Below are 25513 nucleotides of genomic sequence, written 5' to 3'. Positions count from 1 at the left end.
GAGTTTACCATGTTTGTTTGGGGGCTTATGTTTAAGGCCAAAAGCAAAACGTGAACGACGAGTCACTTACAGAGTCACTAAATCAGCTGTCACGAAAATTAATTTTATGGAGGTGCTTATGGGCATACTATCTTGGATTATTTTTGGTCTTATTGCCGGTATTTTGGCTAAATGGATTATGCCCGGAGAGGATGGCGGTGGCTTTATTATGACCATCATTCTCGGTGTGGTCGGGGCTCTGGTCGGAGGCTATATCAGCACCTTCTTTGGTATGGGGCGAGTTGATGGATTTAACCTTGGTAGCTTTGTGGTTGCAGTTGTCGGTTCGTTGGTCGTGCTATTTGTCTACCGAAAGTTAAGAAGTTAACCCCGCATAAGAGATTTATGATAATGACATAAAATAATCATTACTCACTAAAATCTGTGCGCTTAAAAAGATAAGAAAGGTGGCTATTTTTGTCACCTTTCTCTCATAAAACTATCATCGAGATGCAATAAAAATATCCGTTAATGGCTCATGACCACAGGAAATCTGAGAGACATGATATGGGCCAGGCATTACGTAAATTCACTGTGGCTGATTATCCGGCTGTGGTGCAAGAACCGCGTAAGAAGGTACTTGCCGTTAAAGGGTTAATTAAAGCGTACAAATCACAGCATCGCGTTTTAGATAACATTAATTTCGAACTTCATGCTGGTGAGTTTGTCGCAATTATTGGCCGTTCAGGTGCCGGTAAATCCACATTGCTGCATGTTTTAAATGGCACGATCCCTAGCAGTGCTGGTGAAATCATTAATTATCATGATAATGGCGATACGCAGAATATTGCAGCACTTACAGCAAAGCAGATGCGTAAATGGCGCGCCAAATGCGGCATGATTTTTCAGGACTTTTGTCTGGTCCCCCGCCTTGATGTTATTACCAATGTTTTATTAGGCCGCCTCAGTTATACCTCAACACTAAAATCATTTTTCAAAATATTCGCTGAGCAGGACCGAGCCAGAGCAATCGAGTTATTGCAATGGCTTAATATGTTGCCCCATGCCCTACAGCGTGCGGAGAACCTATCTGGTGGTCAAATGCAGCGAGTTGCTATTTGTCGCGCCATGATGCAGAACCCCAAAATATTATTGGCCGACGAACCCGTTGCTTCTTTGGACCCAAAAAACACAACGCGCATTATGAATACATTACAGAAAATAAGTGAAAACGATATTGCAGTGGTTGTGAATTTGCACTCTGTTGATTTAGTTAAGGATTATTGTACTCGCGTCATTGGTATTGCACATGGAAGAATTGTTTTTGACGGGCCTCCGTCGCTACTAAATGACACCATTATTCAAGATATTTATAGCGATGAATCAACTGATCTTTTGCATTAATCCCTACTTATCCCTTTATCAGAATAGGTTATTTTAATGAAAAAAGTACTTTGTCTTACCTCATTATTGGCAAGCATGATGGTATTTAATGCTACAGCAGCGGATGCACCGAAAGAGATTAATCTGGGTATTCTTGGCGGGCAGAATGCGACACAGCAAATTGGCGATAACATGTGCGTCAAAGAGTTCTTGGATAAAGAATTAAATGTAAAAACGAATTTGCATAATGCATCTGATTATTCTGGTGTTATCCAAGGTCTATTGGGTGGGAAGATTGACCTGGTATTAAGTATGTCCCCTTCATCTTTTGCCTCTGTTTATATCAAAGATCCTAAAGCTGTTGATATTGTTGGCATTGCAATCGATGATACAGATAAATCGCGCGGTTATCACTCAGTTGTCGTGGTAAAAGCAGATAGCCCTTATCAGAAAATTGAAGACTTGAAAGGTAAAGCATTTGGTTTTGCTGACCATGATTCAACGTCAGGTTTCCTGATCCCTAACCAAAGTTTTAAGCAGAAATTTGGTGGGACGCCAGATAATAAATATAACGATTTCTTCTCTAGTGTGACTTTTTCTGGTGGTCATGAGCAAGATATCCTCGGGGTTATTAATAGTCAGTTTGCCGGTGCGGTGACTTGGGCCTCAATGATCGGTGATTATAATACCGGTTATACCAGCGGCGCATTTACCCGCATGATCCGCATGGATCACCCTGATTTAATGAAACAGATCCGCATTATCTGGCAATCTCCATTGATTCCTAATGGCCCGATTTTAGTTCGCAGCGCATTGCCACCTGAATTTAAAGCGCAATTAGTTGCAGCGGTTAAAAAATTGGACAAAGAAGATCACGGTTGCTTCATTAAAGCGATGGGCGGCAAACAGCATATTGGTGAAACATCACTTAGCGAGTATCAAAATATCATTGATATGAAACGTGAATTAACCAAAGGCGATCGTTAAGCCGATCCGGCGGGTAAATAATATATACCCAAGGTACCTGGAGTTGTAGGTAGTAAACAAATAAATCCCGATGAGCTTACATATGTAAGTGATTCGGGTGAGTGTGAGCCGTTAACTTCCTGTAACCTCACGTCAGCAGGGTATGCTCTGGCTTAGCTGGGGCTATTGCTCTTAGGTGGTAGCTAATTTTGAATACAGATTTTAACCACTACTATCAGCAGATACGCGGTAAACAGAAACGTGAAACGTTGATTTGGTCATTAACATTGGCAATTATCTATCTTGGCGCGGGAAGTATTGCTGAGCTTAATTTGCATACTGTTTTTATTTCCATTCCAAATTTCTTTGATTATTTGGCTGAGACCATACCCGTACTCCATTGGCCAAATTTATTTGCGGACGGTCATACAGAAGGCTCTTTTGCTTATTGGGGCTATCGGCTACCTATTCAGTTACCGCTGATTTGGGAAACACTACAATTGGCGGTGGCATCAACTATTTTATCCGTAATAGTTGCCACTATTCTCGCCTTTTTGGCAGCGAATAATACGCAAAGCCCACCTTGGTTGCGCTTATTTATTCGAACTTTTGTTGCATTTTTGCGTACCATGCCTGAATTAGCTTGGGCGGTAATGTTTGTAATGGCCTTTGGTATTGGTGCGATCCCTGGTTTTTTAGCACTTGCGTTGCATACCATTGGCAGCCTGACCAAGCTATTTTATGAGTCGCTGGAAACAGCATCAGATAAGCCTGTTCGCGGCCTGGCAGCTTGTGGTGCTGGTAAATTGCAACAAATGCGTTTTGCTCTCTGGCCACAGGTAAAACCTATTTTCCTCTCTTATAGTTTTATGCGCCTGGAAATTAACTTCCGCCAATCAACAATTTTAGGTCTGGTGGGGGCCGGAGGAATAGGACAGGAGCTGATGACCTCGATAAAACTGGATCGTTATGATCAAGTCAGCATGACGTTATTGCTAATTATTATTGTGGTTTCATTGCTGGATTACGCATCCGGTAAATTACGTAAGCGAGTTGTAGAAGGAGCGTCATAATGTTGACTTATCACCTGACAACGGAGCAGACATCAGCGCTCAAACAGCAACATCCGCAGCTTTTTTTACAGCAAAAACGCTATGTTAGAGTGGTTGCAGCTATTGCTGTGGGGATTTTTTTGTATTACATTTTTTTCTTCAAGGTTTTTGGTATTCCTTGGCAGACATTTACTAATGGAAGCCAGCAAATAAGCCGCTATTTTTTACGAATGTTTGTTTGGCATGATTTTATTAATTGGCCATTTAAATATTATTTCAGTCAGATTTTTATCACTTTAGCTATTGTTTTTGCCGGGACACTCACGGCGACATTGATCGCTTTGCCTTTATCATTCTTGGCCGCCAGGAATGTTATGTCGACACCGTGTTTGCGTATTATTTCCTTTATGATCCGCCGCTTCTTAGATATCTTCCGGGGTATTGATATGGCCATTTGGGGGCTTATTTTTGTTCGTGCCGTGGGCATGGGGCCACTGGCTGGGGTGCTGGCTATTATCATGCAAGATATGGGGTTGCTGGGTAAACTCTATGCTGAAGGGCATGAAGCTGTGGATAAATCGCCCAATCGTGGCCTGACGGCTATGGGTGCGAATGCACTACAAAAGCATCGTTTTGGCATTTTTACTCAGTCCTTTCCAACATTTCTGGCGTTAAGTCTTTATCAAATTGAATCTAATACCCGTTCGGCAGCCGTCTTAGGTTTTGTGGGGGCTGGTGGTATTGGCTTGGTTTATGCTGAGAATATGCGGTTATGGAACTGGGATGTCGTGATGTTTATTACATTAATCATGGTGGTTATCGTCATGATCATGGATAAAATATCTGCGACCCTTCGTAGAAAATATATCATTGGTGATGATGTCTCACTTTATCAGCCTGTCAATGCTATTAAAGCTAGTGCTGATATCATTATAATAATGGAAGATTAAGATGATGGCTAAATAATACATTTTATTAATTCGTCAGTAATTATCTTAATATAATACTAGTCATTCCCTATGAATAATAGAGCTAACAGGCGTCTATTGTCTATTTTGATGTATGAGCATTAATCAGATTTACATTGAGAAAATCAACGTTGATCTATACAATACGGCCCGCTAGACGTTAAAGAAATGTTTTGTTTTTCTTGCGATATTCGCCACGTCTAATCTAAATAATAGGAATAGGGCAGTAATATGATGAACAACGATGTGCTCCGTAGTGTTCGCTACATGCTTAACGTAAATGATACCAAGATAACAGAAATCATTAAGCTGGCTGATTTTGACGTGAACAATGCGGATGTCGTTAATTTTCTTAAAAAAGAAGATGAAGCTGGTTATCAGGATTGTCCTGATCTGGTGATGGCACATTTCCTTAATGGCCTGATCTTCTTTCGCCGTGGTAAAGATGACAAGTTCCCAGCACCTGCGGTAGAACCCGTCATTACTAACAATATTGTGCTAAAAAAACTGCGTGTAGCATTTGAGTTGAAAGATACTGATATGCACGATGTGTTCAACGCGGTTGAATTCCCAGTGTCAAAACCTGAGCTGAATGCCTTGTTCCGTAAAGAGGGCAGCAAAAACTTCCGCCCTTGCGGTGATCAGGTTTTACGTTATTTCCTGAAAGGTTTGACTTTACGTATTCGTGGCCCTAAAAAGTAAAATTAATGATATTGGCCAACAGTTGTTATATTGATATAAGCAGCTGATATATATTAGTAATAAGAAAACAGGAGTGGCAATTGTCATTCCTATTTTTCATTAAAATCAATGATTTCATTTCTGAACTGATCTATCTCTTTTTTATTTCTAATACTTAATGCACCTCACATTAAGACTCCAGTTTTTTGCACTATCTGTGCTCATGCATTGCGCATTAATGGTGCAGATAATTCGCGGATATATTCAATTATTTGATCGTTATATATATATTCTTCAATTAAATTATCAAGATATAAAACTGGCATGGCGATTGCGCAGAGTAATTCGATCTTGTGTATTTTACTCAACGACCAGAGGTTAACGCTATGCAACATCGTAACTTAATTAAGGTTTTTGCACTTTCGGCTTCGGTTATCAGCATAGGTGTGGCTTTTGGCACACTGGCTGCGGATACCATTAAAGTGGGCATTTTGCACTCGTTGTCTGGCACGATGGCTATCTCTGAAACACCATTGAAGGATATGGCTCTGATGAGTATTGATGATATCAATGCTCATGGTGGTGTGTTGGGTAAACAACTTGAACCAGTTATTGTTGATCCCGCATCTAACTGGCCGCTTTTTGCTGAGAAAGCACGGCAATTATTAACACAAGATAAAGTTGCCGTGGTATTTGGCGCCTGGACTTCGGTTTCTCGTAAATCTGTATTACCGGTATTTGAAGAGTTGAATGGTTTACTGTTCTATCCGGTGCAATATGAGGGAGAGGAGATGTCGCCGAATGTTTTCTATACCGGTGCCGCACCTAATCAGCAAGCTATCCCCGCCGTGGAATATTTATTAAGTGAAGATGGTGGTGCCGCTAAACGCTTTATTTTGTTGGGCACTGATTATGTTTATCCGCGTACTACTAATAAAATTCTGCGCGCTTTCTTACACACCAAAGGTATTCAGGACAAAGATATTGAGGAGATTTATACCCCGTTCGGCTATAGCGATTATCAAACCATTGTTGGCAATATTAAGAAATTCTCTGCCGATGGAAAAACGGCTGTTATCTCCACTATTAATGGTGATTCGAACGTACCTTTCTACAAAGAGTTAGCCAACCAAGGTATTAAAGCGACTGATGTTCCGGTAATTGCTTTCTCGGTGGGTGAGGAGGAATTACGTGGTATTGATACCAAGCCATTAGTGGGCAATCTGGCTGCCTGGAACTATTTCCAATCGGTGGATAATCCGACTAACAAGAAGTTTGTTGAGCAATGGAAAGCTTACGCCAAAGCACACAAGTTGCCGAATGCGGATACTGCCGTCACCAATGACCCGATGGAGGCGACTTGGGTAGGTATGCATATGTGGGCACAGGCGGCCGAAAAAGCCAAATCAACGGATGTGGATAAGGTTCGTGCTGCCATGGCAGGGCAAACTTATCCGGCACCTTCAGGTTTTACGCTGACGATGGATAAAACTAATCATCATCTGCATAAACCAGTGATGATCGGTGAAATTGAGGCGAACGGGCAGTTCAATGTGGTATGGCAGACGGATGCCCCAATTCGTGCTCAGCCATGGAGCCCGTTTATCGCAGGGAATGACAAAAAACCAGACCATCCAGTAAAAAGCACTCAGTAGCGGTGACTTTCCAGAGTCGGCTTGTGTTGATGACGACAACTGACTCTGGATCTCTTTTGCCATATATCAGTGATGAGTGAACCTATGAAATCATTAATTCCTGTGTGGGGTCGAGCCGCCAATTATATGCTCAGGCTGATGATTGGCCTGTTACTGGGTATATCGACATGGGCAGTTGCAGGGCCAGCCCATGATTTTGCTGCGGCCAATCGCTCACAGCAGGCCACTCTGTTACAACAATGGGCGACAGAGCCAGATGCCAGTCGATTGCCTTTATTGCAGGCACTGAAACAGGAGACGTTGGTAATAGATAGCGCGGGGCAGGCTTTCGTCCAGAGTAATCAGGGGTTTACCCCGCTAGAAGGGCAATTACAACCCACCGATACACCGAAAAAAATCTGGCTTAACAACCGGTTACGAATCTTGATTGCTAATGCGCTAGCGGCTCAACGGCTGGTGAGTGAAGATGGATCCGTGCGCTTACAAGCCGCATTGGAGTTACAGCAGCAGGCTAAAAGTGACCAATTGCCGCTACTTAGCCAGCGCCTAAAATTGGAAACTGACAGCAAAGTTAAAGAAGCATTAGGCATCGCACTGGCGAATTTACAACTGACTGACAGCAATCCGCTGGTGCGTCTGAATGCCGTACAGCTGTTGGGGCAATCCGGCTCACCCCAGACTCAGTCACGGCTGCAAAGTTTAACTGATGCCAAGATTGAACCTGATGCGCAAGTTCGCGCTGCGGCGGCCAGTAGCCTAAAACAGGTGCAAAACCGATTATTGGTGGGCGATATTATTGGCCAAGTGTTCAGCGGGTTATCACTGGGTTCCATCCTATTGCTGGCGGCATTGGGCCTGGCTATTACTTATGGTTTATTGGGTGTCATTAATATGGCCCATGGTGAGATGCTGATGCTGGGGGCCTATTGCGCTTATTTGGTGCAATCACTGTTTCAACAATTTGCACCGCACTGGTTGGCACTGTATCCGCTGGTCGCTTTGCCAGTTGCCTTCTTTATCACTGCCGGTATTGGCATGGCGCTAGAACGTACGGTGATCCGACACCTCTATGGGCGGCCGTTGGAAACGTTGTTGGCGACTTGGGGGATTAGCTTAATGCTGATTCAGAGTGTGCGGATGATTTTTGGTGCACAAAATTTGGAAGTCGCTAACCCTGCGTGGCTCTCTGGCGGGCTACAGATTTTGCCAAATTTAGTTTTACCCTGGAATCGCATTGCGGTGATTGTATTCGTAGTCGTTGTTCTGCTGCTCACTTGGTTACTGTTGAATAAAACCCGCCTTGGATTGCAGGTGCGGGCCGTGACACAAAACCGAGCAATGGCTGCTTGCTGCGGGGTGGCGACAGGGCGGGTTGATATGTTGGCCTTTGGCCTCGGCTCCGGTATTGCTGGATTAGGTGGCGTCGCACTATCTCAACTGGGGAATGTCGGCCCAGAGTTAGGGCAGGGATACATCATTGACTCTTTCCTGGTGGTCGTACTCGGCGGTGTCGGGCAATTAGCGGGAAGTGTGGTTGCGGCGCTGGGGCTGGGTATGCTGAATAAAATTCTGGAACCGCAGATTGGCGCAGTACTAGGTAAGATTTTGATTTTAGTGCTGATCATTTTGTTTATTCAAAAACGGCCACAAGGTCTGTTTGCCCTCAAGGGCAGGGTGAGTGACTAATGAATCAACCTCTAGCAATGACTTTGACACAAAAAGCACCAATTATCAGTCGCTCATTAGGTGCTGTAGTGGTGGTGGCACTGATGATTCTACCTTTTCTGGCGTTGTTGCCTGCGGAGAATCCACTGGCAATATCGACCTATACCTTAACACTTATCGGTAAAATTCTATGTTACGCGGTGGTCGCTATTGCACTCGACCTGGTGTGGGGATATGCCGGATTACTGTCACTGGGGCATGGCCTGTTTTTTGCCCTCGGCGGCTATGCCATGGGGATGTATCTGATGCGGCAGGCAGCAGGTGATGGCCTACCTGCATTTATGTCTTTTCTGTCATGGTCTGAGTTGCCGTGGTTTTGGAGTGGTAGCCAACACTTTGCTTGGGCATTGTGCCTGATCGTATTGGTGCCCGGCTTACTGGCTCTTATTTTTGGCTATTTTGCTTTTCGTTCCAAAATAAAAGGGGTCTATTTCTCCATCATGACTCAGGCATTAACCTATGCAGGGATGCTACTCTTTTTTCGCAATGAAACCGGCTTTGGTGGTAATAACGGTTTCACGGGTTTCACCACCATGCTGGGATTTCCGGTATCGGCAACATCGACCCGTATTGCCCTGTTTCTCGCGACACTTGTCCTATTAATCGCTAGCCTGGCACTGGGGTTTGCATTGGCTCGTACCAAGTTTGGCCGGGTGTTGACCGCAGTACGCGATGCTGAAAATCGCCTGACATTTTGTGGTTATGACCCGAAAGGTTTCAAGCTGTTTGTCTGGACACTATCCGCCGTGCTGTGTGCTTTGGCTGGTGCTCTATATGTGCCACAGGTCGGCATTATCAACCCCAGTGAAATGTCGCCGACTAACTCCATTGAAGCCGCTATCTGGGTGGCGCTTGGTGGGCGCGGCACTCTTATTGGCCCAGTACTAGGGGCGGGAATTGTTAACGGCGCAAAAAGTTGGTTCACCATGGCTATGCCGGAATATTGGCAATTCTTCCTCGGCTTAATATTTATTCTGGTGACCTTATTCTTGCCGAAAGGTGTTATTGGCTTGCTGAAGCGGGGGAGAGAAAAATGAGCCGATTTCAAATTACGGAGCAACTGATTTATCCAGAGATTATTGCGCAGGAACCAGGAACTATTGAGTATGCGGCTGATAAGTATCGTCAGCAACGTGACCCCGTGCTGACATTGGAAAATATCAATGTCAGCTTTGATGGTTTTCACGCGTTACGTGATCTCTCATTACAAATTGGTGTCGGAGAGTTGCGCTGCATTATTGGCCCAAATGGTGCGGATAAAACGACCTTGATGGATGTGATAACCGGTAAAACACGCCCACAGAGCGGCAAGATGATGTATGACCAACACCATGATCTTTCAATGATGAACACGATTGAAATTGCCCAAGCGGGGATCGGGCGGAAATTTCAAAAACCCACAGTATTTGAAGCGCTAAGTGTCTTTGAAAATCTAGAGCTGGCGCAAAAAAGTACAAAAACCGTTTGGGCGAGTCTAGGTGCCAAGTTAAGCAGCGAGCAGCGGGATCAAATTGATGAAACGTTGACCATGTTGCGCCTCAGTGATATGCGGCAACGGCAGGCAGGGTTGTTATCTCATGGTCAAAAGCAATTTCTTGAAATTGGTATGTTATTGGTGCAAGACCCACATTTACTACTATTAGATGAGCCTGCTGCAGGGATGACTGATGCAGAAACCGCCTATACAGCCGAGTTATTTAATCAACTGGCAGGAAAGCATTCACTGATGGTTGTGGAACACGATATGGGATTCGTCGAGACTATTGCCGATCATGTCACGGTATTGCATCAAGGGCAAGTGTTGGCTGAGGGCTCATTAGCAGAGGTGCAAGCTAATGAACAGGTGATCGAGGTGTATCTCGGGCGCTGATTTTCTTCCCTATTATGGGTTAGCCAAATGTCGGATGAACTTTGAGTGTTTTTTTGACCCACTATTATCCGTTGAGTTGAGGGTAAAATATGCTGCAAGTAAATGAACTCGAACAGTATTATGGCGGCAGTCATATCTTGCGTAGTTTGTCATTCGAGGCTGCTGTAGGGGATATTACCTGCTTATTGGGCCGTAATGGCGTCGGTAAAACTACGCTGCTTAAATGCTTGATGGGACTCGTGCCACTCAAAAATGGCAGCATCACTTGGGAGGGTGAAAATATTAGCCATCAAGCACCACACCAACGGGTAAAAAGTGGAATTGCTTATGTGCCACAAGGGCGAGAAATCTTCCCCCGACTCACAGTAGAAGAGAATATCTTGTTAGGCCTTTCGCGCTTTTTCGGCTCACAGAGCAAGGTTGTGCCAGAGAGTATTTACCAACTTTTCCCCATTTTACAAGAGATGAAGCATCGCCGTGGCGGGGATTTATCCGGTGGTCAGCAGCAGCAACTGGCGATTGGTCGGGCATTGGCTTGCCAACCTCGGTTACTCATTCTGGATGAGCCAACTGAGGGAATTCAGCCCTCAGTTATCAAGGAGATCGGCGTGGTTATTAAAAAACTGGCTGCCCAAGGAGATATGGCCATTCTTTTGGTTGAGCAGTTTTACGATTTTGCCGCAGAACTGGCTGATAACTATTTAGTGATGTCCCGCGGCAAAATTATTCAGCAAGGACGTGGCACTGATATGGAACAGGATGGCGTCCGTGGGCTGGTTGCTATTTAGCTTTCTTTCACGGAAGGCGAGTCTCGTCAATTGGCAGAGAGTCCGATGCGCCCCATTCAGCCCACGAGCCGTCATAGAGTGATACCGAAGGCGCATTTACGGCTGCCAGCCCCAGAGCAACGACTGCGGCTGTTACACCAGAGCCACAGCTGGTAATAATAGGTTTGGTTAAATCTACCCCTTGGGCCGCAAAAATTTTTGCCAACTCTTGTGGTGATTTTAGATTGCCATTCTCTACCATGCTCCCCCAAGGAATATTGATACTGCCGGGGATCCGCCCAAGGCGTAGGCCAGGGCGAGGTTCTGGCTCCTGTGCTTTAAATCTACCTGCTGGTCGGGCATCTAAAATCTGTATTTGATCATTGCCAAGTGCAGCGATAACCTCATCAATACTTTTGACTGCTGCTTTATTAAAGCTTGCATTAAAAGTTTGACGGGCTGGTTTAGTCGGACCACTTTCTAATGCGTAACCAGCCTGATGCCATCCGCTAATACCACCGGCCAAGATACGTACATTTTTTGCACCGAATATACGGAACGTCCACCAAACCCGTGGTGCAGAAAAGAGATTACCATCATCATAAATCACTAAGGTATGTTGCTCACTGATCCCTAATTGACCAACCCTCTCACTGAACTGTTGTGGGGATGGCAGCATATGAGGTAAGTCAGTGCTGTGATCTGCTATTGCATCGATATCAAAGTAAACGGCACCGGGAATATGCTCCTGCTCAAACTCGGCCTGAATATCCCTTTTAGGTATCAATCCTGGCGGCGACATTCGGGCATCCAAAATAACGATCTTTTCATCATTTTTATGTTCAGCCAACCACTGCGGTGTAACCAGAAAAGGTGAGCTCATAGCAGATTACCTGTAAAAATTTAAAAGGAGCAATCGAGTGATCGCTTCATCGTGGCGCTCACTATATAACGAAATTACGCGATTGAAACCCTGACTTATCAGCTATGCGTAACATCTCGCATTTATTGAAATCTATTTTTCAAAAAATTACATAATGGAAATATATAATTCATTATCAGTATTTGCTATTCGATTTTTGTGAACTGGATAATGAGGTTTTCTCCTGTTTGTGCAAACTTTCATTGGCTCGATAATATTTTTCGGAGCATCTCGCAAAAAGAGTGTTTCATTCTATTTATACCTTGAGGGTGAAATTTTAATTTCGTATAACCATTGGCATGTAAAGCCTCTGATGGGGCAATAATCTATAAATAAGCAGGGGAAATTAGATGCAAAAGATTCGAATTGGCCTTATCGGTACGGGTTATATTGGTCGTTGTCATGCCATTGCTTATGCGCAGGTCGCGACTGTTTTCCCATTAAAATGGCTGCCAGTATTAGAAATGCTGGCAGAAGTCACCCCTGAGTTTCCCTACCACTAATCCCACAAACAAAAAAACCAACCCTAACGGATTGGTTTTCTTGAGGTATTTTGGTCGGCATGAAAGGATTTGAACCTTCGACCCCCGACACCCCATGACGGTGCGCTACCAAGCTGCGCTACATGCCGATGCTGCGGCTTTTATAGTACATTTTATCTTTACTAATGCAAGGCTTGGAAAAACAACCGCCTGTTTTTCGAACACTCAATGTGCTGTTTTTAGAACTAGTTCGCAATAAAACGTTTTATATCTGTCAGCACCTGCAACAACAGTGGGAGCTGTGGCTTTTCATCTTTGATTTCATTGCCTTGCTCATCATAGGTACGATATTCACCGTTATTATCTAACACAACTGTTTGTGTTGGCGTTGTGATGACGAGAGTGCCATTGTCGCCTGTCGCCACCCAGTTATTGTTACGCTGTGCAGCAAATAAATCTTCCCCTTGCGAGTAATCTTCTGATGCTGTTTTGACATGTAACAACCGCTGCATCAGTGTCGCCATAACGTCTTCATGATTGGTCAGCTTATTCACGGACTGTGCAGGGGTTCCCGGCCAGTGAACCACTAATGGTACTTGGAGTTGTTGGCGATTAAAGTGGCTACCCGCGCCCCAAGTATTATTGCCACTGTCATTAAATTCAACGCCATGGGCCGCAGTAATAATAACCACGGTTTTATCGAGCTGCCCACTCTGCTTCAGGGTGTCCAGAATAGTGGCAATCTGCTGATCTACATCTCTCGCACCTGCTTGATAGTTTTGGATAAAGTCAGTCGGCAGTGCCACTTTCTTCCCAGAGACCGGATCTTGTGCCTCCTTTGCCCCGTTCAGATTAATGTACGAGAACCAGGGGGCATTACTTTTTGGTGTCGATAGCCATTGTTGCCATTGGGCCGTGGTTTCGCTGTCTGTTTGTGTCACTGGCGCTGGCAAGGTGAAATCGGCTAACAGTGCCTGACGGTAGAGTGGCGACTCAAAACCATCGGATGAGAATAGACCAAACTGATAACCCTGCGCACTCAATGCCGTCATAAATACAGATGGTTCGCGGGCAGAGAGAATACCGTCTAAATAGGTAGGCGATATCCCATAAAACAGGCCAAACAAGCCGGTGTCCTGACGGTTACCCGAGCTGTAGTGATGATCAAATTGGATGTTTGAACGGCCAAACTCTGCCAGTGCTGGCATATCTTTTTGCAGGCTGCTGGCGCGAATACCGTCCACCACAATCAATAGCAGGTTATAGCCGCTGCCTTTATCGCTGAAAGTAATCGGGCTTAGCGGATATTCAACCGCCAGTGCATCCGGCGTACCTTGTTCCATCAGGCGGCGCTGATACTCTTGCTGATCAAGCAAGCCGTGTTTCTCGAGGAATTTACGGGCGGTCATCGGGTAGGAGAGTGGCAGGTTTGCTCGCTGCATACTGATTGGGCGATAGAAGTTGGCATCAGCCCAGATATACATCAGATGCGAGGCAAAGAATGCGGAAATAAATACTGCCACCAGTGGCTTAACAAAGCGCTGCCGATTAAGACTGCGCAGTTTTTGCCAGGCCCAAGTACCAAAAAGCATCTCGACCAGAAAAATGACCGGCACTGCGATAAACATCAATTGCCAATCGCGCGCCAGCTCTGTTTGGTCCGGGTTAACCACTAACTCCCACACCACCGAATTAAGGTGTAAATGGAAACGGGTGAAGACCTCGGTATCCACCAATAGTAGGGTTAAACCGGCAGTAGCGAAGGCGGCGGAAAGAAACCGGAGTAGCCGCTGTGACATCACCACAAAGGTTAGGGGGAATATCACCAGCAAATAGGCGGCAAAAACGATAAAGCTAAAGTGCCCAAGCCAGCTAACGAGGGCATAGATACGGCCAATTAGCGATGAGGGCCAATCGGAGACAAACAAATAGCGACTACCCAGCATCAGACTGAACAGAATATTAAACAGGGCGAACCAGTGCCCCCAGCTGATCATCTGGGAAACTTTTTCACGATAGCGCTGACGATTTGTCACCATATTGAGATTGCAGTCTTGGCCGATAAATTAATGAGCTTTATCTTCACGTACCGAAGCCTGAAGAGCCTCAGCGAAAGAACGTGCCAATACTTTGCGTTGCGCGGGGGCAATGCTGGTATTGATCAGATTTGTTACCATATTTCCCAACACCATCAATGAAAGATCGGTTGGGGTACGGTGTTTTTCCAGTACGCAGACCAATTCAGACAGTAGTTGTTCAACGTGTTCGTCACTATAACGGGATGATTGTGCCATAAAAATTGTACTCAACACCTGACAAAGTCCCACATCTTACCGTATAGAGACGCGCTTTTCCGCTATTTTATAGCATTAAGAATCATTAGCCACTAATTGAGGGGCGTCATCGCTTTTGAGTTGCAGCTCTCAGGTATCAGTGATTGAATACGCCCCTAGCCAAAAGGAGTATTTATCATGAGTCTGGATATCGACCAGATTGCCTTACATCAGCTTATTAAGCGTGATGAACAAACGCTTGATGTGGTGTTGCGCGATTCGCTGTTACCTGCCAATGCTGTCGTTGAAGAGATGATGGCCGAGCTGCATCGTGTTTACAGCGCCAAAAACAAAGCTTACGGCTTGTTTAATGAGCAAAGTGAGCTGGCGGATGCGCTGAAACGATGCCGTAAGGGTGATGAAGATTTCCTCAGCTTTAGCCGTGCGGCGACAGGGCGTTTACGTGACGAATTAGCCAAATATCCGTTTGCTGAAGGTGGTGTGGTGCTGTTTTGCCAGTATCGTTATCTGGCAACAGAATATTTGCTGATCTCGGTGCTGAGCAGCTGTAATAGCATGCGCGTGAATGAGCAGCTTGATCTGAGCACTACCCACTATCTCGATATTAACCGCGCTGATATTGTGGCTCGTATTGATTTGACTGAGTGGGAAAACAATCCAGAATCGACCCGTTATCTGACCTTCCTGAAAGGGCGGATAGGGCGAAAAGTATCTGATTTCTTTATGGATTTCCTGTCAGCAGCCGAAGGGTTGGATACCAAAGCGCAAAACCGTGGCTTATTACAAGCCGTCGACGACTATTGCGCAGATGCTGAGTTAGGCAAAAATGAGCGTCAGGCATACCGTCAACAGGTCTATAGCTACTGCAATGAGCAGTTACAGTCTGGCGAAGAGATTGCTTTGCAGGAGTTGGCTCAAGAGCTGCCGAAGTTCGGCGAAAAAGATTTCCAGCAATTCACGGCTGAGCAGGGCTATGCATTGGAAGAGAGCTTCCCGGCGGATCGCGGCACCTTGCGTCAGTTGACCAGGTTCGCGGGCAGTGGCGGTGGGTTGAGTATCAATTTTGACGCATTACTGCTGGGGGAGCGTATTTTCTGGGATGCGGCAACGGATACACTGACTATTAAAGGCACGCCACCGAATCTGCGTGATCAGTTGCAGCGTAATTCAGGTAAGCAGTAACAGTTTGTATTGTAACGTTATTGAGCCAATAAAAAACGCCGCATAAGCGGCGTTTTTTATTTCGGCGTCCCGAATATCGATAGCGACGCGATTAAACGCGAACGAAGTCGATATGAGTCAGTTTTGGCTTGAAAGCGTGACGCTGAACAGCTTGTACTTTAACTTTGGTCTCTTTACCGTCGATAACCAGAGTCAGTACGGAATCATAAAAGCCCGGTTTCAGTTCAAGGTTCTTGGTGGTGTCATGGTCAAGAGCAATAGAAATAGCTGCTTCTGTGCCACCGTAAACGATTGCCGGGAATTTATTTGCTGCACGCAGGCGGCGGCTCGCACCCTTACCCTGGTCGTTACGTACTTCTACTTTGATAGTGGTCATTTTGTTTTCTCTTAAGAAATTTACCCTGCTACAGGCGACCCAGCAACAGGTTCGATACTCGGCTTTGATTGGGTAAACCCAGAGCAAAGCGGGCGACATTCTAGCGAAATATCAGCCAGACAGCAAATAAAACTGCGAAAATCTCAGGCTAGATGCGGCTTAAGCCAGGGAGTCAGCTCGGCGAAAACGGCCCTGATAATCAAATATCTTTTCTCTGATTTGCCACCACTGCCCACGCCGACGGGCAACGACAAAATCGGGGTAACGTAACAGCGCTTGTTGCGCGATGATATCGGCTGCGGTTTGCCATTTGAGGGCAATACCCGGTGCGCGCTGGTGGGGGCGCAGGAAAATCTGCTCAAATGCCATACGCTGCGCGGCTGTGGTTAAGCGAAAGCGCTCACTGGTATGGGTGCCGTCTTCGTCGTAATAGGTGATTTTCAGCCACTCGCCTTTCGCGTCATGGCCAGCCTCCAGACTCATTCCGCCACAACGTAACACCAGCGCATCTTTCAGCTTCAGCGCTGCTTTCAGCATGTCGTCAGGATCAACCAGCACTTCCTGACACTGATGACAGCGGCGGGCGGCGATATCATTTTCTGCGCCACAATGGGGGCAGGATTTGCAGCGAAAGCGGTAGTCACATTGCGCCCGCGCGCCCTGATCATCCTCAAACCAGCCCTGACACCGACGGCCATAGTGCTCAATTACCTCGCCGGACTCGGTACATTTCCCCCAGAAGATATTGGCGAAACCGCAATCTGGGCAGAAGACCTGCACCGGCTGGCTGCCACTATGAGGTTTGCTAGTGCCCACTTCGGGAGTGAACAGGTCGTGGGGATTACCGGCATAATCCAGGATCAGGCAATCTTTTTTACCCGGTGAGAGCCGTAAGCCCCGGCCGACAATCTGCTGATATAAACTGACAGATTCGGTGGGGCGCAGAATGGCAATCAGATCCACATGAGGCGCATCAAAGCCGGTGGTCAGCACGGCCACATTAACCAGATAGCGCAGTTGCTGCTGTTTAAATGCGGTGATTAGCGCATCCCGTTCGGCAGGGGGGGTGCCAGCGCTCACTAACGCCGCTTCGCCTTTGGGTAGCAATCCGTGCACTTCTTTGGCGTGCTCGACGGTGGCGGCAAAAATCATCACCCCGCGCCGTTGGGCGGCGTACTCCATTATCTGGCTAACAATATGCGGGGTGATACGCTGTTGCTGTTTAAGCTCCCGATCGAGATCCGCCTCACGGAACATGCCGTCGCTATTGCTGGTCAGGCGGCTGAAATCATATTGCACGACCGGCATATCCAGCCGCTCTGGTGGCACCAGAAAGCCGTGTTTGATCATGTAACGCAGCGGCAATTCATAGATACAATCGCGGAACAGTGCTTTTTCATCACCACGGGTAATGCCATGATAGTGGAATTGATAGATCCAGCCTTTGCCCAATCGGTAGGGGGTCGCCGTCAGCCCCAATAGCCGTAGCCGTGGGTTAGTGGTTCGTAAATGCTGGATGATTTGCTGATACTGGCTGTCATCTTCGTCACTGATGCGATGGCACTCATCGATGATGAGCAGTGAGAAGGCGCTATCAAATAGCGGGAGATTACGTGCCACAGACTGTACGCTGCCAAATACCACTTTCCCTTCGCTTTGGCGCTGCTGTAGCCCGGCGGCGAAGATATCAGCCTCTAAATCGTAGGCACAGTATTTGGCGTGATTCTGCGCCACCAGCTCTTTGACATGGGCCAACACCAGCACGCGACCACGGGCCAGTTTCGCCAATTCGGCGATAACCAAACTTTTACCCGCGCCAGTGGGTAAGACAATCAGTGCTGGCTCGGCATGGCGACGAAAGTGGGCGAGGGTGGCATCTACCGCTTCTTGCTGATAGGGGCGTAGCGTAAAGGCCATTAAAGCGCCTGCCCGGAGTGGGGAGTTATCGCGCTTAATCCATTCACCATTTGCAACAATTCCCTACATTGTATGAGTGGCATTTATCTCTCCTCATAACGAAAAACTTTCTATTATTATGCCTGTCTGATGTGGCCGACGCGAGAACCTCGGGCCGTGAACGACGAGAAGCCAGGATATACACCGCGTCAGCAGGGGCTGATCCTTTCTCAATAGCATTTTTTTGAGTAACTGTTCCTAGGATGATAGGGCAACCGCCGCTATACTGATAAATCAGGTCGGTTAGGCAGCAAATGATTTTCCCCTATACAACTTTACTGCTTCATTCTTTCAATACCGTATTATTAGCACTCTGTCGTCGTTGGCAGGTGTGAGTGCGGGTATCGTGCCCGTCAGTGGCACGACAATACAACAGGCAAAGTAGATTCAATGCGATTGGACAAGTTTTTATCTCAGCAATTAGGTGTTAGCCGGGCGTTGGTAGCGCGTGAACTGCGGGCCAAACGGGTCACTATTGATGGCGAAGTGGTCAAAAGTGGTGCCATTAAGCTGACACCAGAGAATGACGTGAGATTCGATGGCAACCCATTACAGCAAACCCTTGGCCCACGTTACTTTATGCTGAATAAGCCGCAGGGTTATGTGTGTTCGACAGAAGATCCCGATCACCCGACGGTACTCTATTTCCTTGATGAGCCAGTGGCTTACAAGCTGCATGCTGCTGGGCGGTTGGATATTGATACCACGGGGTTAGTGCTGATGACCGATGATGGTCAATGGTCGCACCGGATTACCTCCCCACGCCATCATTGCGAAAAAACCTATTTGGTGACGCTGGAGCATCCGGTTGCGGAAGATACGGCGCAGCGGTTTGCTGACGGCGTACAGCTGCATAATGAAACCTCCCTGACCAAGCCTGCTCAGCTCGAGATTATCGAGCCGCAGTTGGTGCGGTTAACCCTCAGCGAGGGGCGCTATCATCAGGTAAAACGTATGTTTGGAGCCGTCGGGAATCGGGTATTGGCGCTGCACCGTGAACGTATCGGCGCGATGAAACTTGATGACGATTTGGCCCCCGGTGAGTATCGCCCGCTCACGGCGGAAGAGATTGCCAGCGTAGGCGCTCCCCATCTGTAATCGCTTTTCTATCGCCGCGTGGATGAGCTGCTTCCACGCGGCCCTCAGTCGATACCACCTGCCGTAAGTTATTGAAGGAGTTGTTGAACGTGCATGTCAGTAACCAAAATGAAGCACAGAACCGGACATCCCACTTTGGCTTAATCTTTATCCTGGGTTTGCTGTCGATGCTGATGCCGCTGGCGATAGATATGTATCTGCCGAGTATGCCCATTATTGCGCAAGAGTTTGGCGTCGAGAGTGGTGCGGTGCAGATGACCCTGAGCGCGTATGTGCTGGGCTTTGCTATCGGGCAGATGTTTTATGGGCCAATGGCCGACAGCATAGGGCGCAAGCCGGTTATCTTCTGGGGCACACTCATCTTTGCGCTGGCGGGAATGGCCTGTGCCATGGCGCAGTCGGTTGAGCAACTGATTAACTTACGCTTCCTGCATGGTTTATCTGCCGCCGCCGCCAGTGTGGTGATTAATGCATTGATGCGTGACATGTTCACCAAAGATGATTTCTCCCGAATGATGTCTTTTGTGGTGTTGGTGATGACTATTGCGCCGCTGCTGGCACCGATTATCGGTGGAGCACTGCTGGTGTGGTTTAGCTGGCATGCCATTTTCTGGACTATGGCCGGTGCCGCATTGGTTGGTGCAGTGCTGGTGTTTCTGTTTATTAAAGAGACCCTGCCTCCAGAGAAGCGGCAACGCTTTCATCTGCGCACCACCATCGGTAATTTCGCCACGCTATTTCGCCATAAACAAGCTCTGAGCTATATGTTAGCGAGTGCTTTCTCTTTTGCCGGGATGTTCTCGTTCCTCAGTGCCGGGCCTTTTGTTTATATCGACTTAAACGGCGTTTCACCGCAGAACTTTGGCTATTACTTTGCACTGAATATCGTCTTTTTGTTCTTGATGACACTGATCAACAGCCGCAATGTTCGCCGTTTTGGCGCCCTGAAAATGTTCCGCTTTGGCATGTCGGTTCAATTCGTTATGGGGATCTGGTTGCTGGTGGTTTGTGCCACGGGAATGGGATTCTGGGCATTGGTTCTGGGAGTGGCGGCCTATGTCGGCTGTATCGCGATGATCACCTCGAATGCTATGGCAGTTATTCTGGATGGTTTTCCGCATATGGCGGGGACCGCCTCTTCTCTGGCGGGGACTTTACGCTTTGGTATCGGTGCCATCGTGGGAACGTTGCTGTCGATGGCTCCCTCTCGGAGTGCCTGGCCGATGGTAAGCTCGATGGCGTTTTGTATTATTGTCGCCATGTTGTTGTATCTCTATGCCAGTCGCTCACAAAAAAATGCGATGAAAAAAGCATAGTGAGTAAAAAGTGAAGGGCAGACGCCGCAGGCGCTCCCTTTACCGCTATTATCCCCGCGGTTCCTCTTGCCATGCTGGTTAAATATCACCCTAATTGCGGCCAATAAGCCGCCGTTTTTTGCGCTCAATCAATATAGTAATCATGCGTACCATAATTTATTGCATAGTTATGCGTAGGCACATATTGTTAATTTTTTGAGCGATAATATAAAAAAGCACTAAATAGTTATCGGTGAGTTTTGCTAAGATAATTCTGTCATTAAAATGGTTGTCGATGTTAACTTATTTATATAATTATCAATTGATTAAGGCGTTTTTGTTGTATCGAATTCACCTTGAATTGTTCCTCAATTGTAAAACATTGGCAGCGATTAGGTAACATGTTTGAAAGAAAAATGGTTGAGCTGTTCGCCATAAAGGTATAAATATAACGAAAAATGGGATCTAAATCCCAAACTAGCAGTTTTAGCCTTGGCAGCAATAGCTGAAGAAAGGTTAAAAACAACGCAAAAATGACATTGTTAGTTTTAAGTTTCTAAATTGTTATCAATGTTGTGTTTTGATGGGGTCTGAATCAGGCACAATGACAACTTAGCGGCTATAACTTTAGTGAGTGTGAGTCATCGTGGTGCCTTTGTAATTTTTGCATTTTTATTTTGACTAGGAAAAACACGTGAATAATATCCAACTTTCGGTAGTACATCGTCTGCCGCAAAGTTACCGTTGGTTATCTGGGTTTATCGGGGTCAATGTTGAACCGATACCTCTGACGGCGATAGACGATACCCAAAATGACCTGATGGGGCTGAAGTTGCTCAGCCACGATGGTAAACATGCGCAGATCATCATGCAGCGGCTCCACCTCTCGCTTCAAGAGATACAAGTGGACTCCGCAATTGTTGAATGGGAAGGTGAGCCTTGCCTCTTCGTTCATCGGCAGGATGAGAGTGCGACTATGTGTCGCCTGAAAGATGTCGGTGTCGCCATCGCCGAGACCATGACGGCACTTTACCCCTTCTGATCCGCGATTAAGCGTTCATCAGCGCTATTCGTCGGCCCTATTTATTCATCGATGATATCGTCGGTCCGCTATGCTGGCGCTTTTTTATGTCTGCGCTATTAATCAGCAAATTGTAGCAACTGCTGTGTATATTGTTGTTTTGGCGCGGCAAATATCGCCTGGCAGTCACCTTGCTCCACCACTTCCCCCTGCTTCAACACAATCACCTGATGGCAAAGCGAGCGAACGACTTGTAAGTCATGGCTGATAAACAGGTAACTGAGCTGGTAACGCTGCTGGAGGGATTTGAGTAGGGCCAGAATCTGTGCCTGTACCGATTTATCCAGCGACGAGGTTGGCTCATCCAAGATCAGCAATTGAGGTTGCAGGATTAATGCCCGTGCAATAGCAATGCGCTGGCGCTGCCCGCCGGAGAATTCAGTCGGGTAACGATAACGGCTGACCGGGTCTAGCCCCACCTCTTCCATGGCCTTAATCACCCGCTGTTCACGGTGCGCGGCACTGAGCCTCTGATGAACTTCTAGCCCTTCAGCGATGATCTGTTGAACATTCAAACGCGGGTTGAGCGCGGAATAAGGGTCCTGAAACACCACCTGAATGCGGCTGCGATAGGGCAGCATCTGTTTTGAGGTAAAACTGTGCAGCGGTTGCCCGTTAAACCAAATTTCACCTTTTGATGGCAGTAAGCGTAACAACGCCAGCCCGGTGGTGCTTTTCCCTGACCCCGACTCCCCCACCAATCCCAGACTTTCCCCCGGTTTTAGCTCAAAACTGAGATCTTTCAGCGCATAGTGGTGATCGACCGTCCGGCGTAGCAAGCCACGTTTGATTGGGAACTCCACTTGCAGCCCTTTGACCTCAAGCAGTGGCGCAAGACCTGCTGCAAGGGGCAAGGGGGCGCCCTGTGGCTCGGCATCCAATAGCTGGCGAGTGTAGGGGTGCTGTGGCGCGCTGAACAGCGCCTGACGGCTATTGTGCTCTAGGATACGCCCTTCCCGCATCACGGCCACGTTATCTGCCAGTCGGCGGACAATATTCAGGTTATGAGTGATAAACAGCAAACTCATGCCCATCTCTTGCTTTAACTCTTTCAGCAAACTCAAAATCTGGGCCTGTACCGAGACATCCAGTGCGGTGGTTGGCTCATCGGCAATCAGTAATTTGGGTTGGGTCAAGACCGCCATCGCAATCATCACTCGCTGACGTTCCCCCCCTGAAAGCTGATGCGGGAAATCAGCCAATCGACCTTTGGCATTACGAATACCGACGCGGTCGAGACACTGAATAATTTCCGCTCTGGCCGCCTCCTGACGCATACCGCGATGCAGTGACAGCACTTCAGCTAACTGCTTCTCGATGGTGTGCAGTGGGTTGAGTGACACCATTGGCTCTTGAAAAATCATGGCGATCTGATTACCGCGAATACCACGCAGTGTCGGTTCATCGGCATGGAGTAGTGATTGGCCGGCAAACAGAATATCGCCAGCAGGATAGACCACGGGTGGCGAGGGCAGTAAGCGCAATACCGACAACGCGGTAACACTCTTGCCTGAGCCAGACTCTCCCACCAACGCCACTGTTTCACCGCTATTGACCTGCAATGAGAGCGCGCTGACCACTTCACGGTCAACGCCCGCCTGGCGAAATGCCACACTGAGGTTTTGAATATCCAGGAGTGGAGAGGTCGCCATATCAGTACACCTTACTGGGGTCAAAGGCGTCACGTACTGCTTCGCCAATAAAAATCAACAGAGATAACAGCACGGCCAATACCAGAAATGCTGTGATGCCAAGCCATGGCGCTTGAAGGTTATTTTTGCCCTCCAATAGCAGCCCGCCCAAGGATGGCGACCCCATGGGTAAACCAAAACCGAGGAAGTCGAGTGAGGTCAGGGTGGTGATTGATCCACATAAAATAAAGGGCAGGAAGGTCAGTGTTGCCACCATCGCATTGGGCAACATATGACGTGACATAATCGTCCGGTCACGCACACCCATGGCCTGTGCTGCACGGATATAGTCATAATTGCGGGTGCGCAGGAACTCTGCCCGCACCACGCCCACCAACCCCATCCAGCCGAATAGTACCGTGATGGCGAGTAGCCACCAGAAATTGGGCTGCACGATGCTGGAGAGTAAAATGACTAAAAATAGTGTGGGCATACCCGACCAGACCTCAATAAATCGCTGACCCCATAAGTCGACTCTGCCGCCGTAATAGCCCTGAATTGCCCCAGCACAGATACCTATCACGCTGGAGAATAGGGTCAGCGTCAGGCCAAATAACAGCGAAATACGGAATCCATAAATAACTTTGGTCAATACATCACCGCCGGTACTGTCAGTACCCAATAAGTTGGTACGATTGGGCGGCGAAGGGAAGGGCACCTCTGTGGCAAAATTGATGGTGTTATTACTAAAACGAATCGGTGCCCATATAGCCCAACCATTATTTTTAATTCGGTCAAGCACATAGGGGTCTTGGTAATCTGCCGCAGTGGTTAAAATTCCGCCAAAGGTGGATTCACTGTAATTGACCATAAAGGGCAGGTAGATCTTGCCCTGATAGTTCACCAGCAGCGGCTTGTCATTGGCTATCAGTTCGGCAAATAAGCTGATAATAAAGAGTGTCAGGAAGATCCACAGTGACCAGTAGCCACGACGATTCTGACGAAAACGCGCCCAGCGGGCCTGATTAATGGCACTTAATTTTATCATTAGTGGCGACCCTCAAAATCAATCCGTGGGTCAACCAGGGTATAGGTGATATCGCTAATGATATTCAGCAGTAAACCAATCAGAGTGAAAATATAAAGGGTGCCAAACATCACCGGATAATCCCGCTGTAGGGTAGCCTCGTAACCCAGCAGCCCTAAACCATTCAGGGAAAACATCACTTCGATCAACAGTGAGCCGGTGAAAAACATGCTGATAAAGGTAGCCGGGAAACCAGCGATCACCAGCAACATGGCATTGCGGAACACATGGCGATACAGAATCTTCTCTTCCGGCAGCCCTTTGGCTCGGGCTGTCACCACATATTGCTTGCGGATCTCATCGAGGAAGGAGTTTTTAGTCAGCATGGTCAAGGTGGCGAAGCCGCCAATCACGGTCGCCAATACCGGCAAGGTGATATGCCATAAATAGTCGGTGATCTTGCCGTACCATGGCAGTGTGTCCCAGTTACTGGAGGTCAGCCCGCGTAATGGGAACAGATCGAAATAGCTGCCACCAGAGAACAGCACAACCAGTAAAATAGCGAATAAAAACGAAGGGATAGCGTAGCCGACAATAATTAAGGCACTGCTCCAGTTATCAAAAGAGCTACCGTTGCGCACCGCTTTTCTAATCCCCAGGGGAATGGACACCAGATAAATAATCAGCGTGCTCCATAGACCGAGTGAAACAGAAACCGGCAAACTATGCTTAATCAATGACATCACTGATTCGCCACGGAACAGGCTGTCGCCAAAATCAAAGCGCATGTAGCTCCACAGCATATCGAAATAGCGCTGGTGCAGCGGTTTATCAAAACCAAAGCGCTGCTTGATTTCGGCGATCACTTCCGGGTCTAGCCCGCGTGAGCCGCGATAGTTGCTATCACCCACTTGTGCCGCATTTAGCCCGACTTTTGCGCCACCCAATCCACCATCACCGCCACCGGTGCTATAGCCGCTGTTGTGGCCCAGTTCAATATTGGCAATGGCCTGATCAACAGGCCCGCCGGGTGCAATCTGCACAATAAAAAAGTTGATAGTAATAATCGCCCACAAGGTGGGAATGATCAGTAATAGCCGCCGTAACAAGTATGCGCCCACAA

At 47.3% G+C, this 25513-nt stretch carries 23 protein-coding genes, 1 tRNA gene and 1 pseudogene; 16 read left to right on the top strand and 9 right to left on the bottom strand.

The genetic code is table 11. From position 1 onward, the window contains the following. Positions 1–118 precede the first annotated feature (118 nt). The 11 genes from AACW11_RS15595 (at position 119) to urtE (ending at position 11067) form a co-directional block, all read left to right on the top strand. A complete protein-coding gene (locus tag AACW11_RS15595) occupies positions 119–367 on the top strand; it encodes a GlsB/YeaQ/YmgE family stress response membrane protein (RefSeq protein WP_212584698.1) in 249 nt (82 codons plus the stop codon). A gap of 179 nt (positions 368–546) precedes the next feature. Continuing rightward, positions 547–1383, top strand: coding sequence for a phosphonate ABC transporter ATP-binding protein (gene phnC, locus AACW11_RS15590; protein WP_212584697.1), 837 nt, complete (start codon positions 547–549; stop codon positions 1381–1383). Positions 1384–1419: 36 nt separating this feature from the next. Next, positions 1420–2349 carry a phosphonate ABC transporter substrate-binding protein gene (phnD, locus tag AACW11_RS15585; protein ID WP_212584696.1) on the top strand — a complete coding sequence of 310 codons (930 nt, stop codon included), beginning with the start codon at positions 1420–1422 and terminating at the stop codon, positions 2347–2349. A 188-nt stretch (positions 2350–2537) separates the two neighbouring features. Next, a complete protein-coding gene (gene phnE / locus AACW11_RS15580) occupies positions 2538–3401 on the top strand; it encodes a phosphonate ABC transporter, permease protein PhnE (protein WP_212584695.1) in 864 nt (287 codons plus the stop codon). Beyond that, positions 3401–4330 (top strand): phosphonate ABC transporter, permease protein PhnE, encoded by a 930-nt coding sequence (gene phnE, locus AACW11_RS15575; RefSeq protein ID WP_212584694.1) that lies wholly within the window; start codon positions 3401–3403, stop codon positions 4328–4330. The genes phnE (AACW11_RS15580) and phnE (AACW11_RS15575) overlap by 1 nt, the downstream gene beginning before the upstream one ends. 249 nt (positions 4331–4579) lie before the next feature. Further along, the gene (locus tag AACW11_RS15570) at positions 4580–5050 is read left to right on the top strand and encodes a YehS family protein (RefSeq protein WP_005274408.1); all 471 of its coding nucleotides are present in this window, start codon (positions 4580–4582) and stop codon (positions 5048–5050) included. Between the two features lie 365 nt (positions 5051–5415). Beyond that, positions 5416–6684 (top strand): urea ABC transporter substrate-binding protein, encoded by a 1269-nt coding sequence (gene urtA / locus AACW11_RS15565; RefSeq protein ID WP_212584693.1) that lies wholly within the window; start codon positions 5416–5418, stop codon positions 6682–6684. A gap of 84 nt (positions 6685–6768) precedes the next feature. Next, positions 6769–8370 carry an urea ABC transporter permease subunit UrtB gene (urtB, locus tag AACW11_RS15560; RefSeq protein WP_212584692.1) on the top strand — a complete coding sequence of 534 codons (1602 nt, stop codon included), beginning with the start codon at positions 6769–6771 and terminating at the stop codon, positions 8368–8370. Further along, positions 8370–9446, top strand: a complete 1077-nt coding sequence (gene urtC / locus AACW11_RS15555) for an urea ABC transporter permease subunit UrtC (protein WP_212584691.1) — start codon at positions 8370–8372, stop codon at positions 9444–9446. Before urtB ends, urtC begins: the two co-directional genes overlap by 1 nt. Next, on the top strand, positions 9443–10279 hold the full coding sequence (gene urtD / locus AACW11_RS15550) for an urea ABC transporter ATP-binding protein UrtD (protein WP_212584690.1): 837 nt from the start codon (positions 9443–9445) through the stop codon (positions 10277–10279). Before urtC ends, urtD begins: the two co-directional genes overlap by 4 nt. Positions 10280–10368: 89 nt before the next feature. Then, the gene (urtE, locus tag AACW11_RS15545; RefSeq protein ID WP_212584689.1) at positions 10369–11067 is read left to right on the top strand and encodes an urea ABC transporter ATP-binding subunit UrtE; all 699 of its coding nucleotides are present in this window, start codon (positions 10369–10371) and stop codon (positions 11065–11067) included. Between the two features lie 7 nt (positions 11068–11074). Here urtE and sseA read toward each other — a convergent pair whose 3' ends face one another. Beyond that, positions 11075–11929: a 3-mercaptopyruvate sulfurtransferase gene (sseA, locus tag AACW11_RS15540; protein ID WP_212584688.1), complete on the bottom strand. Its 855-nt coding sequence runs from the start codon at positions 11927–11929 to the stop codon at positions 11075–11077. Positions 11930–12318: 389 nt separating this feature from the next. Here sseA and AACW11_RS15535 point away from each other — a divergent pair. Continuing rightward, positions 12319–12456: pseudogene (locus tag AACW11_RS15535) on the top strand (Gfo/Idh/MocA family protein); the annotation flags it as partial. Between the two features lie 66 nt (positions 12457–12522). Here AACW11_RS15535 and AACW11_RS15530 read toward each other — a convergent pair. The 3 genes from AACW11_RS15530 to AACW11_RS15520 form a co-directional block, all read right to left on the bottom strand. Then, positions 12523–12599, bottom strand: a tRNA-Pro gene (locus AACW11_RS15530). 96 nt (positions 12600–12695) lie between these two features. Then, positions 12696–14489: an LPS biosynthesis-modulating metalloenzyme YejM gene (yejM, locus tag AACW11_RS15525; protein WP_212584687.1), complete on the bottom strand. Its 1794-nt coding sequence runs from the start codon at positions 14487–14489 to the stop codon at positions 12696–12698. 27 nt (positions 14490–14516) lie between these two features. Then, complete coding sequence (locus tag AACW11_RS15520) at positions 14517–14744, bottom strand: YejL family protein (protein ID WP_005274427.1); 228 nt, start codon at positions 14742–14744, stop codon at positions 14517–14519. Between the two features lie 177 nt (positions 14745–14921). Between AACW11_RS15520 and yejK the strand changes: the two genes are divergently transcribed. Further along, a complete protein-coding gene (yejK, locus tag AACW11_RS15515; RefSeq protein WP_212584686.1) occupies positions 14922–15926 on the top strand; it encodes a nucleoid-associated protein YejK in 1005 nt (334 codons plus the stop codon). Between the two features lie 91 nt (positions 15927–16017). Here yejK and rplY read toward each other — a convergent pair whose 3' ends face one another. Both rplY and AACW11_RS15505 read right to left on the bottom strand, forming a co-directional pair. Beyond that, a complete protein-coding gene (rplY, locus tag AACW11_RS15510; protein WP_005274435.1) occupies positions 16018–16302 on the bottom strand; it encodes a 50S ribosomal protein L25 in 285 nt (94 codons plus the stop codon). 159 nt (positions 16303–16461) lie between these two features. After that, positions 16462–18219: a DEAD/DEAH box helicase gene (locus tag AACW11_RS15505; protein ID WP_212584685.1), complete on the bottom strand. Its 1758-nt coding sequence runs from the start codon at positions 18217–18219 to the stop codon at positions 16462–16464. A 429-nt stretch (positions 18220–18648) separates the two neighbouring features. Here AACW11_RS15505 and rsuA point away from each other — a divergent pair, with 429 nt between their 5' ends. The 3 genes from rsuA to AACW11_RS15490 all read left to right on the top strand — a co-directional run bounded on the left by rsuA (position 18649) and on the right by AACW11_RS15490 (position 21693). Continuing rightward, on the top strand, positions 18649–19356 hold the full coding sequence (gene rsuA / locus AACW11_RS15500) for a 16S rRNA pseudouridine(516) synthase RsuA (protein WP_049601521.1): 708 nt from the start codon (positions 18649–18651) through the stop codon (positions 19354–19356). A gap of 89 nt (positions 19357–19445) precedes the next feature. Beyond that, positions 19446–20672 carry a Bcr/CflA family multidrug efflux MFS transporter gene (locus tag AACW11_RS15495; RefSeq protein ID WP_212584684.1) on the top strand — a complete coding sequence of 409 codons (1227 nt, stop codon included), beginning with the start codon at positions 19446–19448 and terminating at the stop codon, positions 20670–20672. Positions 20673–21345: 673 nt separating this feature from the next. Further along, positions 21346–21693: a YejG family protein gene (locus AACW11_RS15490; RefSeq protein ID WP_145495771.1), complete on the top strand. Its 348-nt coding sequence runs from the start codon at positions 21346–21348 to the stop codon at positions 21691–21693. A 98-nt stretch (positions 21694–21791) separates the two neighbouring features. On the opposite strand, the gene yejF is transcribed toward AACW11_RS15490, so the two are convergent. Genes yejF through AACW11_RS15475 form a run of 3 tightly spaced genes read right to left on the bottom strand, consistent with a single transcriptional unit; the run spans position 21792 to position 25511 of the window. Beyond that, entirely contained in the window at positions 21792–23384 is a 1593-nt protein-coding gene (yejF, locus tag AACW11_RS15485; RefSeq protein WP_212584683.1) for a microcin C ABC transporter ATP-binding protein YejF, read from the bottom strand. A gap of 1 nt (position 23385) precedes the next feature. Beyond that, positions 23386–24411, bottom strand: a complete 1026-nt coding sequence (locus AACW11_RS15480; RefSeq protein WP_212584682.1) for an ABC transporter permease — start codon at positions 24409–24411, stop codon at positions 23386–23388. Continuing rightward, positions 24411–25511, bottom strand: coding sequence for a microcin C ABC transporter permease YejB (locus AACW11_RS15475; RefSeq protein ID WP_212584681.1), 1101 nt, complete (start codon positions 25509–25511; stop codon positions 24411–24413). The genes AACW11_RS15480 and AACW11_RS15475 overlap by 1 nt, the downstream gene beginning before the upstream one ends. Positions 25512–25513: the final 2 nt, after the last annotated feature.

The organism is Yersinia sp. Marseille-Q3913 (assembly GCF_963892745.1).
Taxonomy (GTDB): domain Bacteria; phylum Pseudomonadota; class Gammaproteobacteria; order Enterobacterales; family Enterobacteriaceae; genus Yersinia; species Yersinia bercovieri.
Note: the sequence above shows the minus strand (reverse complement) of the source record. Positions and strands in the feature narration are given on the sequence as shown.

Excerpts from the sequence above, each read along its gene's own strand:
- sseA (WP_212584688.1), bottom strand. The coding sequence starts at position 11,929 with ATGAGCTCACCTTTTCTGGTTACACCGCAGTGGTTGGCTGAACATAAA.
- AACW11_RS15505 (WP_212584685.1), bottom strand. The coding sequence starts at position 18,219 with ATGGCCTTTACGCTACGCCCCTATCAGCAAGAAGCGGTAGATGCCACC.
- yejM (WP_212584687.1), bottom strand. The coding sequence starts at position 14,489 with ATGGTGACAAATCGTCAGCGCTATCGTGAAAAAGTTTCCCAGATGATC.
- AACW11_RS15570 (WP_005274408.1), top strand. The coding sequence starts at position 4,580 with ATGATGAACAACGATGTGCTCCGTAGTGTTCGCTACATGCTTAACGTA.
- rsuA (WP_049601521.1), top strand. The coding sequence starts at position 18,649 with ATGCGATTGGACAAGTTTTTATCTCAGCAATTAGGTGTTAGCCGGGCG.
- AACW11_RS15595 (WP_212584698.1), top strand. The coding sequence starts at position 119 with ATGGGCATACTATCTTGGATTATTTTTGGTCTTATTGCCGGTATTTTG.
- phnD (WP_212584696.1), top strand. The coding sequence starts at position 1,420 with ATGAAAAAAGTACTTTGTCTTACCTCATTATTGGCAAGCATGATGGTA.
- AACW11_RS15520 (WP_005274427.1), bottom strand. The coding sequence starts at position 14,744 with ATGGCACAATCATCCCGTTATAGTGACGAACACGTTGAACAACTACTG.
- yejF (WP_212584683.1), bottom strand. The coding sequence starts at position 23,384 with ATGGCGACCTCTCCACTCCTGGATATTCAAAACCTCAGTGTGGCATTT.
- urtA (WP_212584693.1), top strand. The coding sequence starts at position 5,416 with ATGCAACATCGTAACTTAATTAAGGTTTTTGCACTTTCGGCTTCGGTT.
- AACW11_RS15480 (WP_212584682.1), bottom strand. The coding sequence starts at position 24,411 with ATGATAAAATTAAGTGCCATTAATCAGGCCCGCTGGGCGCGTTTTCGT.
- phnE (WP_212584694.1), top strand. The coding sequence starts at position 3,401 with ATGTTGACTTATCACCTGACAACGGAGCAGACATCAGCGCTCAAACAG.
- rplY (WP_005274435.1), bottom strand. The coding sequence starts at position 16,302 with ATGACCACTATCAAAGTAGAAGTACGTAACGACCAGGGTAAGGGTGCG.
- urtE (WP_212584689.1), top strand. The coding sequence starts at position 10,369 with ATGCTGCAAGTAAATGAACTCGAACAGTATTATGGCGGCAGTCATATC.
- yejK (WP_212584686.1), top strand. The coding sequence starts at position 14,922 with ATGAGTCTGGATATCGACCAGATTGCCTTACATCAGCTTATTAAGCGT.
- phnC (WP_212584697.1), top strand. The coding sequence starts at position 547 with ATGGGCCAGGCATTACGTAAATTCACTGTGGCTGATTATCCGGCTGTG.
- urtD (WP_212584690.1), top strand. The coding sequence starts at position 9,443 with ATGAGCCGATTTCAAATTACGGAGCAACTGATTTATCCAGAGATTATT.
- urtC (WP_212584691.1), top strand. The coding sequence starts at position 8,370 with ATGAATCAACCTCTAGCAATGACTTTGACACAAAAAGCACCAATTATC.
- urtB (WP_212584692.1), top strand. The coding sequence starts at position 6,769 with ATGAAATCATTAATTCCTGTGTGGGGTCGAGCCGCCAATTATATGCTC.